General features: G+C 48.9%; 13 protein-coding genes. 4 read left to right on the top strand and 9 right to left on the bottom strand.

Features of this window, described 5'->3' with window-relative positions; translation table 11 throughout:
• Positions 1-7 precede the first annotated feature (7 nt).
• The 4 genes from KNQ18_RS00165 to KNQ18_RS00150 all read right to left on the bottom strand — a co-directional run bounded on the left by KNQ18_RS00165 (position 8) and on the right by KNQ18_RS00150 (position 3,325).
• Positions 8-304, bottom strand: a complete 297-nt coding sequence (locus KNQ18_RS00165) for a DUF2089 family protein (RefSeq protein ID WP_023469590.1) — start codon at positions 302-304, stop codon at positions 8-10.
• 18 nt (positions 305-322) lie between these two features.
• Entirely contained in the window at positions 323-610 is a 288-nt protein-coding gene (locus KNQ18_RS00160) for a hypothetical protein (protein ID WP_214724223.1), read from the bottom strand.
• A gap of 181 nt (positions 611-791) precedes the next feature.
• On the bottom strand, positions 792-2,087 hold the full coding sequence (locus KNQ18_RS00155; protein ID WP_214724225.1) for a cation:dicarboxylate symporter family transporter: 1,296 nt from the start codon (positions 2,085-2,087) through the stop codon (positions 792-794).
• 179 nt (positions 2,088-2,266) lie between these two features.
• Positions 2,267-3,325 (bottom strand): NAD(P)/FAD-dependent oxidoreductase, encoded by a 1,059-nt coding sequence (locus tag KNQ18_RS00150; RefSeq protein ID WP_029342814.1) that lies wholly within the window; start codon positions 3,323-3,325, stop codon positions 2,267-2,269.
• A gap of 184 nt (positions 3,326-3,509) precedes the next feature.
• Between KNQ18_RS00150 and KNQ18_RS00145 the strand changes: the two genes are divergently transcribed.
• The 4 genes from KNQ18_RS00145 (at position 3,510) to KNQ18_RS00130 (ending at position 7,300) form a co-directional block, all read left to right on the top strand.
• On the top strand, positions 3,510-4,301 hold the full coding sequence (locus KNQ18_RS00145; protein WP_023469594.1) for an ABC transporter ATP-binding protein: 792 nt from the start codon (positions 3,510-3,512) through the stop codon (positions 4,299-4,301).
• A gap of 3 nt (positions 4,302-4,304) precedes the next feature.
• Positions 4,305-5,216, top strand: coding sequence for an iron-hydroxamate ABC transporter substrate-binding protein (locus KNQ18_RS00140; RefSeq protein WP_215083566.1), 912 nt, complete (start codon positions 4,305-4,307; stop codon positions 5,214-5,216).
• A gap of 78 nt (positions 5,217-5,294) precedes the next feature.
• Entirely contained in the window at positions 5,295-6,296 is a 1,002-nt protein-coding gene (locus KNQ18_RS00135; RefSeq protein WP_055969403.1) for a FecCD family ABC transporter permease, read from the top strand.
• Positions 6,293-7,300 (top strand): FecCD family ABC transporter permease, encoded by a 1,008-nt coding sequence (locus tag KNQ18_RS00130; RefSeq protein ID WP_215083564.1) that lies wholly within the window; start codon positions 6,293-6,295, stop codon positions 7,298-7,300. Before KNQ18_RS00135 ends, KNQ18_RS00130 begins: the two co-directional genes overlap by 4 nt.
• Positions 7,301-7,354: 54 nt before the next feature.
• Here the strand turns inward: KNQ18_RS00130 and KNQ18_RS00125 are convergent, their stop codons facing one another.
• From KNQ18_RS00125 to KNQ18_RS00105, 5 genes are all read right to left on the bottom strand, one after another.
• Positions 7,355-7,822, bottom strand: a complete 468-nt coding sequence (locus KNQ18_RS00125) for a hypothetical protein (protein WP_149427962.1) — start codon at positions 7,820-7,822, stop codon at positions 7,355-7,357.
• On the bottom strand, positions 7,789-8,298 hold the full coding sequence (locus tag KNQ18_RS00120; RefSeq protein WP_214724232.1) for a hypothetical protein: 510 nt from the start codon (positions 8,296-8,298) through the stop codon (positions 7,789-7,791). The genes KNQ18_RS00125 and KNQ18_RS00120 overlap by 34 nt, the downstream gene beginning before the upstream one ends.
• 13 nt (positions 8,299-8,311) lie before the next feature.
• Positions 8,312-8,764 (bottom strand): hypothetical protein, encoded by a 453-nt coding sequence (locus tag KNQ18_RS00115; protein WP_149427964.1) that lies wholly within the window; start codon positions 8,762-8,764, stop codon positions 8,312-8,314.
• Positions 8,765-8,883: 119 nt separating this feature from the next.
• Complete coding sequence (locus KNQ18_RS00110; protein WP_014971497.1) at positions 8,884-9,042, bottom strand: hypothetical protein; 159 nt, start codon at positions 9,040-9,042, stop codon at positions 8,884-8,886.
• A gap of 127 nt (positions 9,043-9,169) precedes the next feature.
• Positions 9,170-12,916, bottom strand: coding sequence for a S8 family serine peptidase (locus tag KNQ18_RS00105; RefSeq protein ID WP_149427965.1), 3,747 nt, complete (start codon positions 12,914-12,916; stop codon positions 9,170-9,172).

Genomic DNA, 12,916 nt, shown 5'->3' with positions numbered 1-12,916 from the left:
TTTTGGTTTATTCTTTCGCTTGACCCTTGCGGTAGGAATCGATGATCGTCTTCGCCACATCGAGACTCAACCGTTCATCTAAGACTAAGTTCTTGATCATGTTGACGAATTCGACATCTTCCTGCTGCACCGAATCAATCCGCTCGATCAACTGGTTCAACTTCGCCCGGACGGTCGGGTAGGATACTTGATAAGCCGTTGCCATATCCTTCAATGAACCGGAGCTCAAGACGAACTTCCGGATGAACTCGAGATGTTCCTGTTCGAGTGCCAGTACCCAAGCGGGCACGTCTTGTCGTTCCATCGTGTTCCCTCACTTCTCTTACAAATCTTGAATCTCCATTCGTTCTTTTTCACGCTTCAGTTGCTTACGGCGCGTATCGACACCCATCTCAGCCATTGAGATCATCAAACATATACCGGCAAACGTTCCCATCCGAATCACCGATTTTCGATCCGCTGAGTGTGGTCCTGTTCCGAAATACCAGTAAATTCCGAGCCCAATGATGATGGCTGGAATGATGAGACTCCAGACTCTCCCGCGCCTTGCTAAGTAAAATTGTACGATACAGACTGTGACAATACCAATGACGATTCCTACCGTTTCCATCCTATCGCCTCTTCCTTATGATTATATCAACAATATTAACTTTATAATCAATAATATTCAATAAAATTTTAATTATAATCAAAAATAAGGGATTTTCTTTAATAACAATCGACTTTAATCTATTTTCAAGGACGAAAAAAAGAAGGACTGACGATTCAGTCCTTCCTTATATTTACGACAATCACGCACTGCGGACGTCGTCTTTTTTACCTTCTGTCGACATGAACGTCTCGAGTTGGTCTTCGTCAAGGACACCTTCCCACTTCGCGATGACGAGTGAAGCGAGCGTGTTTCCTGTGACGTTGACGACCGAGCGCATCATATCCATGATTCGGTCAATCCCCGCGATGAAGGCAAGTCCTTCTGCCGGGATACCAACCGTACCGAGTGTTGCGAGTAAAACGACGAATGAGACGCCAGGAACGGCAGCCATCCCTTTTGATGTCAGCATTAAGACGAAGACAAGCGTCAGCTGTGTTCCGATCGAGAGATCAATCCCGTACATCTGTGCGATGAACAAGGCTGCGAGCGCTTGATAAAGCGCAGATCCATCAAGGTTAAACGAATAACCCGTCGGTACGACGAAGCTAACGATTGATTTCGGAACACCCATCTTCTCGAGTTTTTCCATGATCCGTGGCAGTACCGTCTCAGACGACGCCGTCGAATACGTCAGCAATAACTCGTCCTTGAAGATGCGCGTGAAATCAGAAACGCGAATCCCGACCCATTTCATGATGGCACCGAAGACGATGACCATGAAAAGAAGCGCTGTGACGTATAATGTCGCAATCAGTTTAAACAATGAACCGAGCGATTCAATCCCGAACGTCGAGACCGTGACACCGATTAAAGCGAAGACACCAATCGGCGCGAATTTCATGACGATATTGACGAGATTGAACATCGCTGCTGCGACGCCTTCAAAGAAACGAACGACCGGTTGGCCCTTCTCTCCTGCAAAACCGACACCGAGTCCGAATAAGACCGAGAAGAAAATGATTGCAAGCATGTCACCGCGGACCATCGCGTCCAAGATATTCGTCGGGACGATGTTGACGATCTTGTCGACGAGTCCTGCGTCTTGTGTCGTCTCTTCCGTTTCGACATATGTCGAAATGTCCGTTTTATCGAGTGTCGACATGTTAATACCAGCACCCGGTTCAATGAGATTGGCTGCGAACAGCCCCGTGAAGATGGCGATCATCGTCACGATCGTGAAGTAACCGAGCGTTTTGACACCAAGACGTCCGAGACTTTTCGGACTACCGACTGATGAGACACCGAGGACGATCGTCGTGAAGACGATCGGAACGACGATCATTTTCATCATCCGGATAAAGATGTCACCGATTGGCTTAAGCCACTCCGCGACATGGGGATTCCCATAAAATACACCACCGACTGTGATCCCGAGAATCAAGCCGATTAAAATTTGCCAGGCAAGGCCAATTGGCTTACGTTTCGTAGTTGTCATACCCTTCCTCCTTATACATCCGTCTTACTTGTATCCTACATGTAGTGGAACATAAGTAGAATTTTGTCCTAAATACAGTACGTTGTCAAATCGTTCTGTTATAGTACAAAAATGAAATTCATACAAAAAAACGTCCAAAATCCGCTTGTTTCCAAGCATTTTGGACGTTTAAACATTATTCAAGATTGTTGATTAACGCGTTCCTCAATCAACGCCCGATTGCGTTTTTTGAAAACTTCGTTGTGTGACGAGACCATCGCCACTTTTGGCGCTTCCGGCTCGATGAAGCGTTTCGCCCGGTTGACGGCGTTCGCCGCATCTTGGAAGGCACCTGAGATCAAGTGGACCTTCCCGTCGTGCGAAAGAATATCTCCGGCAGCATATAGACCCGGTACACTCGACTCGCTCGCCGCGTTCCCTGCGATATAGAAGTCATCGACCCGTGCGATATCGAGATCACACGCGTCAAGCAGTGCTGCATCCTGTTCATACCCATGATTGATGATGACTTCATCAATTGGAATCTCGACGATTTCGTCTGTTTGACAGTCGATCAATTCGACTGATGCGATCCGTTGATGATCAGGACTTGCGATCAGCTTGTGAATCGTCGTGTTGAGGAGACAGACAGCCGAACTTTTGACGAGCTGGTCGACTTGCGCCTCGTGCCCCGAGAAACAATCCCGGCGATACGTGACGTAGACTTTTTTTGCGACCGGTTCGAGCTCGTTCGCCCAGTCGATCGCAGAGTTCCCACCACCTGAGACGATGACGGTCTTTCCTTTAAAGCGTTCAATCGATTTGACCGTATAGTTCAAGTTCGACACTTCAAAGCGTTCCGCACCTTCGACTTTTAATTTTTGTGGATTGAGGATGCCGCCGCCTACCGCGACGATGACCGTCTTCGAATAATGGATCCGACCCGATTCTGCTTCTAAGACGAAGTTGCCGAAGACGTCTTTTGCGATCGAGATGATCTTTTCATTCAATTGAACAGTCGGTTGGAACGTCAGTCCTTGTTCGACGAGTTGAGCCATGAGTTTTTCACCAGTGATCGGTGGCTGTCCGCCGACGTCCCAGATCATCTTTTCCGGATAAACGTGCAATTTTCCTCCGAGTTCTGCTTGATACTCGATCAATTTCGTCTTCATGCCCCGAAGACCACTATAGAACGTCGAATATAACCCTGCAGGTCCTCCGCCGATGATCGTTACGTCGAACAACTCCTGTTCCCTCATCTCACTCACTCCTCGTCTTTGATTACGATTGATTATCATTCTCACTCCCTCATGATAACGTGAACATCTCTTGAACACAAGAAAAAATGTTGACAGCGTTTTTATAGGACTGGTATGGTTAATGAGACGATAGTGATAATCATTATCATTGAAAACGGAGAGAACAACGAAGGAGTCGTCGCGTATGGTACGTCTAGCAACAGAAGAAATCAATATCGGCTACGGTGATCGTCCCATCGTCAAAGACTTGTCCGTCCAAATTCCCGATCGACAAATCACGACAATCATTGGGGCGAACGGATGTGGCAAATCGACTTTATTGAAAGCGATGACACGAATCATTCCTCATCAATCAGGACGTGCATTGCTCGATGGTCTCGATATCGCCAAGGAAAGCACGAAGCTACTTGCCCGGAAAATGGCTATTCTGCCACAAACTCCAGAGAGCGCAAGTGGTCTGACGGTCGCAGAGCTCGTCTCATACGGTCGTTTCCCGTACCAAAAAGGATTCGGACGCTTGACGAAACACGATTACGAGATCATCGATTGGGCACTCGAAGCAACGGATACGATGGCATTCAAACATCGTCCCGTCGATGCGCTGTCGGGTGGTCAACGTCAACGGGTCTGGATTGCGATGGCACTCGCCCAAGAGACGGACATCATCTTCCTCGATGAACCGACGACTTATCTTGATCTCGCCCACCAACTCGAGGTGCTCGAACTGCTTGAGCATCTCAACCGGACCGAAGGACGGACGATCGTCATGGTCCTGCATGATTTGAATCAAGCGGCACGGTTCGCCGACTATATCATCGCCATGAAAAACGGCGAAGTCGTCAAAGCCGGGACGTGTGAGGAAGTCATCGCAAAAGACGTCTTACAAGAAGTATTCCATATCGATGCTGAAATCGGACGCGATCCGCGGACGAACAAGCCGATGTGTATCACCTACAACTTAATCAAGGGAGATTGAATCATGAAGAAACTACTTTTACCGGTTCTACTCATTCTCACGCTCGTCATCGCAGCGTGTGGCAATACGGAGAAAAAAGACGACGCAGCGTCTGGGTCGAAAAACGAGACGATTACGTACAAATCGGAGAACGGTGACATTAAAGTTCCGGCTAATCCAAAACGTGTCGTTGTCCTCGCTGGTTTTGCCGGCAATGTCATGGCACTCGACGTACCTGTCGTTGGTGTCGATTCGTGGTCAAAAGCGAATCCGAAGTTCGACAAACTCAAAGATGTCACGGAAGTATCGGAAGAGAACGTTGAAAAAATCATCGAACTCGAACCCGATTTGATCATCGGCTACTCAACAACGAAAAACCTCGATAAAATTAAAAAGATTGCTCCGACAGTTACGTACACATACGGAAAAGTCGACTACTTGACGCAACACATCGAAATCGGTAAATTGCTCAACAAAGAGCAAGAAGCACGCGACTGGGTCAAAGACTTCAAAACACGCGCTGCTGCTGCAGGTAAAGACATCAAAGCAAAAATCGGTGAAGATGCTACTGTGTCTGTCATCGAAAGCTTCGATAAACAACTCTACGTCTTCGGCGATAACTGGGGTCGTGGAACAGAGATTCTCTATCAGGAAATGAAATTGAAAATGCCGAATAAAGTCACGAAGATGGCATTAAAAGATGGATACTACGCGTTGTCACCAGAAGTCCTTCCTGAATACGCAGGCGACTACCTCGTCTTCAGTAAGAGTGCGGAAGCGGACAACTCATTCACGAAAACGGATACGTTCAAGAACATTCCAGCCGTCAAAAACGATCGTGTCTTCGAAGTCGATTCGAAGGAGTTCTACTTCAACGATCCGCTCACACTCGAACGTCAACTCGAGTTCTTCAAGAAAAGTTTCCTTGGCGCATAATGAATAAGGGAGGGAACCTGCGGGATCCCTCCCTTTTTTTGTGGCTCACTCACTAAATCAGAAATGGAGGCGACATTCATGTCAGCTGGTCGAATTCCGTTCGGCATTAAAATCACACTCGGTCTCGTCCTCTTTTTCGGGATGTTCTGGATCGCGATGACGTTCGGTGCCGCCGATACGACAACGCGCGAAGTCTGGAACGCTTTGACGTTCGGACCGTTGAATGAAAAAGCAAAAATCGTCCAGGAAATCCGCTTGCCACGGGAACTGGCAGCAATCCTTGTTGGAGCGGCACTCGGTGTCTCAGGTGCCATCATGCAAGCGATGACACGCAATCCCCTCGCCGATCCTGGTCTACTCGGTCTGACAGCGGGTGCAAATGCGGCACTCGCGCTCGTCATCGTCCTGTTCCCGAAAATTGACTACTTCGGCATCATGATCGCGTGTTTCGTCGGAGCAGCACTCGGGGCAGCACTTGTCTTTGGAATCGGCGCTTCGAAAAAAGGCGGCTTTTCCCCGCTCCGGATCGTCCTTGCCGGTTCCGCGATCTCAGCGTTTCTGTATGCGATTGCGGAAGGCATCGGGATTTACTTCAAGATTGCTCAAGATGTTTCACAATGGACGTCCGGGGGACTCGTCGGGTCGACATGGGGACAACTGCAAGTCATCGCGCCAGTCATCGCCATTGGAATCGTGATTGCGTTCATTTTCTCACGACAATTGACGATTCTCAGTCTATCGGAAGAAGTCGCACTCGGTCTCGGACAGAACATCCAGCGGATCAAAGCGGTCCTCTACGTCGTCGTCATCCTGCTTGCTGGCGCTGCCGTAGCCCTCGTCGGTAATATGGCATTCATCGGGCTGATGATTCCGCATATCGTCCGTGCGATCGTCGGGACGGACTATCGATTCATCCTGCCGATGACTGCGATCTTTGGTGCGACGTTCATGTTGCTTGCCGATACGATCGGACGGACACTGTACGCGCCCTATGAAACGCCAGTCATCGCAATCGTCTCGATGCTCGGGCTACCATTCTTCCTCTTAATCGTTCGGAAAGGAGGGCGTGCTTTCTCATGATGGAATCTCGTTTACGCCGTCGCCAGCAACTGACGTTTTGGACGTTACTGGCACTATTGATCGCAACACTCGTCGTCAGCATCGGTCTTGGACCTGCTTCTCTCTCGTACGATCGTTTACTGCCGACGTTACTTGGAAACGGATCGTTCAAAGAGGAGTTCGTCCTCTATTCGCTCCGCTTACCCCGACTGCTCATCACCGTCATGGCAGGAATGGCGCTCGCCTTATCGGGTGCAATCCTTCAAGGGATCACCCGCAATGAACTCGCTGATCCTGGTATCATCGGCATCAATACGGGAGCTGGCGTCGCCGTCGCCTTTTTCTTCCTGTACTTCCCGACCGATGTCGGGTCGTTCATCTATCTGTTACCGATTGCTGCCTTCTTCGGTGCACTCGTCACCGCGACAGCGATCTACCTGTTCTCGTACGACCGCGTCCAAGGACTCCAGCCGATCCGCTTGATTTTGACCGGTGTCGGCTTCTCGATGGCACTGTCTGGAATCATGGTCATCCTGATTTCATCGACGCGTCGTGAAAAGGTCGACTTCATCGCCAAATGGCTCGCCGGTAACATTTGGGGAACAGACTGGATCTTCGTCTACTCGCTGTTACCGTGGTTACTCGTCTTGATTCCGCTCACGTTCTATAAAACGAATAAGCTCAATCTGCTTGCCTTGAATGAACCGGTCGCGATCGGTGTCGGTGTCGCGATTGAAAAAGAACGGATCCAACTCTTGTTGACAGCCGTCGCGCTTGCCGCTGCTGCCGTCTCTGTCACCGGTGGGATTTCCTTCATCGGTCTGATGGCGCCGCATATCGCCCGCGCGCTCGTTGGACCACGGCATCAATTCTTCCTGCCAATTGCCCTCTTGCTCGGCGGCTGGTTGCTTGCGTTCGCTGATACGATCGGGCGCAACATCGCGGGACCAGACGGTGTACCGGCTGGGATCGTCGTCGCCTTGATTGGAGCACCATACTTCATCTATCTCCTGTTGAAGAAATAATCAAAAATCCGCATCAATCAGCGTCTTTTGCTGAATGGATGCGGATTTTTTGCTTTACCGTTTCCACCACGCACGTTCGATTTCTCCCATCGAGACGTACGCGGGATCGATTTGTTTGGCTAACCGGTTTAGTCGAGTGACACCTAGACTGACTCCACCAACCCAAAAGAGGAAGATGCCAAATAAATAACCAGAGGCACTTGGAGTCGACTGCATAACAAAGTAAATCAGCCCCGCTACGACATAACCAATGATTGTCAGACGAGCGACCTTTTGAACCGTTTGTTGATAGATAGTCGGTGTTAAATACGACTTCATGAGCCGTAGCCGAACAATTTCTCGAGCGACTGCCGTCGCGCAAAAACAAGAGAGCATGATTGGGAGAAAGACAGATGCAATTGACGTCATAAACCAAGCAAATACTGCACAAATTAATCCAGGAATCAAAAAGAAATAGGCGACGACACGCACCGGACGTTTCATTACATTCAGACGTGCTTGTCGCTCGAATAGGTGTTCCATTTCGATGTTCCTTTCTGTCTGACGAAGCGGGCTACTTCTCCGTCACTGATATAATCGGGATCACGCGCTCCGTCGCGTCGGATGATCCATTCGCTGATGAAATAGAGCGGTGTTAAAATCGTAAAAATTGCCACAAGCATCTGCCAGAACGGTCCCTCGATCGTCTGGGTGATGACGATCGTTAAGATCGCATACAGCAGGACGTGACTACCAATGCGTAGTAAAAATTGGCGACGGACCTGCGCTTTTGAGATATATCCGTCTAAAATTTTTCGTTTTTTTAGTTGGTAGCGAAAATCAGAGCCGAGAAAAAGGGCTGGAATCGTCAAAATCAACAAGGGGATATCGGTCCACTCGATCAGGATACCAACTGTTATGAATAAGAGCACGTTCCAGTACCAGCGTGTGCCGAGCCACTCGACATCCCGGTACGCGAGCGCAAGTTTTTGTAGACGTTCTTCACGAGCCGTTTGCATAGTACCTTCTCCTTTAGCGCGCTTTGTGAATTTCTTTTTCCGTGATATACGTTGGATCAATCTTTCGTGAGATGAACTCTAACGTTTTTCGACAGATCCAGTAGAACGGAATGACGATGATGATCAGACCGAGCAAAAAAGACGTGTTCGGTCGATCGGCTGCCCAGACAATTAGACCGGCAAGCGCTCCGTATTGTAAGATACCGATCAACACATGCACGTGATAAAGCCGTCTTGCAGAAGTCTCTGATGTATATTCCGCAACAAGCGCGAACCGCTTGCGTTGTACGAACATATCGTAGCCAAAATACAATAACGGGACGATCATCGCGTAGATCGGTTTCTCGAGTGTGTTACTGAGCGCTAAGAATGCCGCAAGCATGACCCACATGCCGGTCTGTGTCTTTTGGTGCATCTCTTTGTATAGCGCCGCTAAGGCATCCGTTTGTGTATGTACGTGTTCCATGATCATCCACCTCTCTATACTGTTATATACTTACATTTTACTGGATCGGTTTCATCTGTAGTACGAATTTCAAAAAAAAAGATGTCCTACCGCTTAGGGTAAGACATCTTCCATGAAGACTACGCACTGACCTGGATGATCAGATAGATGACGCTATAGGCAACGATCGCGAGCGGTATCATCGCGACACCGATCAGCCAGCCGTTTTTGTCGCGGATACCGAGATATAAGACGAGACACCCTACAATGAAGGCGATTAAGGTCGTGAACGGATTCATGGTTGTTCCCCCTCTGACTTGTTTCTGTTCTTAAAATTCCCCCTCTTCTCGTCTCATAAACCCTTCAAGGCGCTTCGGCACGCAAGAAAAGCCAGACGGATTTCCGCCTGGCTTCATCTTTTGTTTCTTATTTTTTCGTGATGACGACTGTTTTCGTAACAACGTGTCCACCGAGGTCCTTCAGTTTCAAGTTGTACGTGTTTTTTCCCTTCTTGAGCGTCACTTTTTTCGTGATTGTCTTTTTGAAGGCTTTCATCTCGTACGGCTCTTTGAACGTCCGGCGGTATTCCGCGCTACCGTTGAAGTCAAAGCGTAATTCGCTGTAGTTATCGCGAAGAACGATCTTCATCTCAGCTGTTTTTGTTTTGCTTGAAACGGTTTTTGGTGCTGTGACGCGAATCGTCGGTAATTCTGTGTCGATGATGACTTGACGACTGAACGCCACACGGTTTCCTTTACCATCGTACGCTTCGACCTTGAATGACTTGACGCCATCCGTCGTATACGTCACGTCGTGGCTGAACGCATAGTTTTGTTGGGCCGCATCGAAGCGAAGTTTGACAGATTTACCATTGATTTTGAACGATTTGATGCCTGATTCATCAGAGACGTGACCTGCGATGTTGATGACTTTTGATGTCGCAAGACCAAGTGCGACTGGTGTATCGATTTGAACGTTCGGTACCGCTTTATCGACACCTGTCGTGTTGACGTCTTTTTTCACACTGTTTCCTGCATAATCCTTCACGACGAAGGCAATCTTCGCGCGCTCTGGAAGATCCGTCAACGTGTACGCTTTTTCTGTTGCAGCAAGCGGTTGTTTCAAGACACTCTTACCATTGACGAGAATATCGTATGACGCGACACCTGTTCCTTGGTCACCTGCTGTCCACGAGAGCGTTGATTTCGACGCATCCCACTTCACAGTTGCAGCTGGTTTTTTCGTATCGATATAGACTGGGAAGAGATTCGACTGCCATTTTGCATTCGGATAATCGATCACGGATTTGACTTTGTAGTAGTAAAGACCATCCTTGACCGGTTTCCCGTTGATCGTTCCGTCCCAAGCAGCGCTTGTGACTGGTGTGTATCCGTCCTCTGAACCGCTATCGTAGTAGTTCTTGACGACGTCCGTTTGCGTATCGAGCTTCTGAAGCGTTGCTTTATTCCGGTCAAGAATCGAGTACTCGACTTTTTTCGCATTACGGAGGAACGAGATGATCGGGAAGGCTTCATCTGCGCTACCATCGTTGTTTGGTGAGAACGAAACTTTGTTCGCGACGACATCTCCAGCAGCGTTTGCGCCAAGGAATTCGAAGTTATCCTTCACTTCTGTCGCTAGACCTGTCAAACCATAGAACGTGTTGTCTTCATCGTACAATGGTGCGTCTAGAATCGGAGCTTGATCCCATTTTCCTTTAAAGCCAACGTAAGGAACCGTCAATTCTGGATTCTTACTCTTCGTATCGATCAGACGGACGAATCCTTCGACGAAGTAGCCGTTCTCAAAGACTTGTTCGAGCGGAAGTTCGTTTGCCCAGTCCGTTGTATCCTTCAGATCGACCGATACACTGACTTTCGTTGAGCTCTTCGGATTAATCGAGACCGAACTTGCTTTCTTCGAGCCAACTGCGAATGAGATCGGATATGTGCCTTTGTTTGCATCCACTGTACCGATCGTTCCCTTTTTAAAGATGCCGTTTGCTTCGAGGAAGTTCGATCCTTCTGCACCGAGATCCGATTGAACCGTTCCGGCTAACTTATATGTCACTTTTTCACTGCTGTAGTTTTTCAAATCAAGCGTGAACGTGAACTTCTCGCCGACTTCCTTCAAGGATGCCTTACCTTCACCCGACTTCGTCTCTGTGACGACGACTGGTGTCTTCATGGCAGCACGAAGATCCATCAATCCAGCTCCCTCACGACGTGGGGAGTAGAAGTTGCCTGTTTTTAGCTGCGCATTGTATTTTCCTTGATCGAGTTGCGGACGCGACGTGTTCATCAAGATGTTCTTCGCGAGCTTAACGCGTGTCGCACCATCGACTTTAAAGTCCTTCGCGATCCGTTGCATGACGAGTGCCGTTCCACCAGCAACGTGTGGTGCCGCCATCGATGTTCCACTCATGACACCATACTCATTATCGTTGAGCGTTGAGTAGATTTTTCCACCTGGTGCCGTGATTTCTGGCTTGAAGTCAAGGCTTGGTGTGACACCCCAAGACGTGAAGTCAGACATTTGTCCTGCGACCGGGTTATCGGCTGAGACTGCTTTTCCGTCGAACGTGACAGCGATTGCCTTGCCCTCTTTTGCTTTTGCTTCAAGATCGTTTCCGTCTGCGATGCTAAGCGTGACGAGTGGAATCGTCGGATTGTTGAGCGCCATGCTGACGTAATCCCCATGATCGACTCGACCGCGGACGATGACACCTGCTGCCCCTTGCTTCTCAGCTTCTGCTTGGATCATACCGTAGTTGAAACCACCGTTACGCACGACGAAGACGACTTTCCCTTTGACGTCTTTGCCTTCGTAGTTCGAAGCTTGACCGTCACCGACATAGACGACATCCTTCTTCTCTTTATCGAAGACAGCAATCGGATTCGGTGAATCTTGTTTTTGGTATGCCAAATAACCAGCATCCTGACCGTCAATCGTCAGCGCCATGCCTTCGAGTGTCAATTTCGTATTTTCGAGTGATGCGACTTGGAGTGCTTGGCTCGTTAAACCTGGGGCACCGACGACACCGATATCCGGGTTCGCTGTGTACGGGTTACCTGCACCATGACCTGCGAATGCCGAGTTACCAGCAGAAATCGCACACAAGATACCGTTGTTCATCGCGTTGACGATTGCGCGTTGTTCTGGATCATCTGCATTGACGAACGATGCCGTCGATCCGAGACTCATGTTGATGACATCGGCTCCGAGTGCAATCGCATCATCGATCGCTTTAATGTAGATATCGCTGAATGTCGATGGCATTCCTGGATCGTTTCCGAAGACTTTCATCGCGAGGAGTTGTGTTTCCGGAGCGACCCCTTTGATGCCGCCGTTTGCTTCATCGCCGTTTGCTCCGACCGTACCCGCGACGTGCATCCCGTGCATCGATGCGCCCGCACCTAAATCACGGATTTCGCTATCGTGATCGGCATAGTTATAGCCGTACGGTACTTTTTCCGTGAAGTATTTTCCTTTTAAACCTTTTGTTTCTTTCGCACTATCGACTTTCGAAGAAGTCAAATCGATCTTCGTCTCAGGGCTCAAGACCATGTCCTTATGCGATGGATCGATTCCCGTATCGATGACGGCAACGATTGTTCCTTCCCCTTTAAAACCATAGTCCTGCCATGTTTCCTTCGCATTGACCATGTCCTTGCTGTACAGCATGTCTGGCTTTGCACCTTTAGCAACTTCCGGACGCGCGTATTCATGGGCGATATGTACGCTCTTGACTCCGTTGAGTTTTTTAATGTCTTCGATATCGCCGAACTTAACTTCACCACTGAATCCGTTGATGACGGTCGTGAAGCTCTCCTTATATGTAACGGGAATTGATTTTTTAGCGATGGCTGACTTGACCGATTTTTGGACGCTGACGAGGCGATCTTTGATCGACTCTTTTTCGGCATTGCTCAATGTGCTATACCGCTTGTTTTGAGCCTGGGCGATTTGAATCGCCGGCTTCTCTTCCATCTCGATGACGACACGGACTTTATCCGATTGTTTGTAGTTCTTCTCTTGCCCCGATTTCTTCAGCGAGAGCGCTTGCGGTTTTTGACCCGTTGCTTTGTCTTGCGACGACAGTGCACCTTGCGCACTGACTAGATTGGAAGACGTCATTAAGACGGCTGCCATAAGTGCAATCTTCTTCTTCAT

Source organism: Exiguobacterium sp. s78 (assembly GCF_018618985.1).
Lineage (GTDB): Bacteria > Bacillota > Bacilli > Exiguobacteriales > Exiguobacteriaceae > Exiguobacterium_A > Exiguobacterium_A abrahamii.
Note: the sequence above shows the minus strand (reverse complement) of the source record. Positions and strands in the feature narration are given on the sequence as shown.

Coding starts and splice junctions, on each gene's coding strand:
- KNQ18_RS00160 (WP_214724223.1), bottom strand. CDS start 610: ATGGAAACGGTAGGAATCGTCATTGGTATTGTCACAGTCTGTATCGTA.
- KNQ18_RS00110 (WP_014971497.1), bottom strand. CDS start 9,042: ATGAATCCGTTCACGACCTTAATCGCCTTCATTGTAGGGTGTCTCGTC.
- KNQ18_RS00150 (WP_029342814.1), bottom strand. CDS start 3,325: ATGAGGGAACAGGAGTTGTTCGACGTAACGATCATCGGCGGAGGACCT.
- KNQ18_RS00165 (WP_023469590.1), bottom strand. CDS start 304: ATGGAACGACAAGACGTGCCCGCTTGGGTACTGGCACTCGAACAGGAA.
- KNQ18_RS00115 (WP_149427964.1), bottom strand. CDS start 8,764: ATGGAACACGTACATACACAAACGGATGCCTTAGCGGCGCTATACAAA.
- KNQ18_RS00155 (WP_214724225.1), bottom strand. CDS start 2,087: ATGACAACTACGAAACGTAAGCCAATTGGCCTTGCCTGGCAAATTTTA.
- KNQ18_RS00140 (WP_215083566.1), top strand. CDS start 4,305: ATGAAGAAACTACTTTTACCGGTTCTACTCATTCTCACGCTCGTCATC.
- KNQ18_RS00105 (WP_149427965.1), bottom strand. CDS start 12,916: ATGAAGAAGAAGATTGCACTTATGGCAGCCGTCTTAATGACGTCTTCC.
- KNQ18_RS00125 (WP_149427962.1), bottom strand. CDS start 7,822: ATGGAACACCTATTCGAGCGACAAGCACGTCTGAATGTAATGAAACGT.
- KNQ18_RS00120 (WP_214724232.1), bottom strand. CDS start 8,298: ATGCAAACGGCTCGTGAAGAACGTCTACAAAAACTTGCGCTCGCGTAC.
- KNQ18_RS00135 (WP_055969403.1), top strand. CDS start 5,295: ATGTCAGCTGGTCGAATTCCGTTCGGCATTAAAATCACACTCGGTCTC.
- KNQ18_RS00130 (WP_215083564.1), top strand. CDS start 6,293: ATGATGGAATCTCGTTTACGCCGTCGCCAGCAACTGACGTTTTGGACG.
- KNQ18_RS00145 (WP_023469594.1), top strand. CDS start 3,510: ATGGTACGTCTAGCAACAGAAGAAATCAATATCGGCTACGGTGATCGT.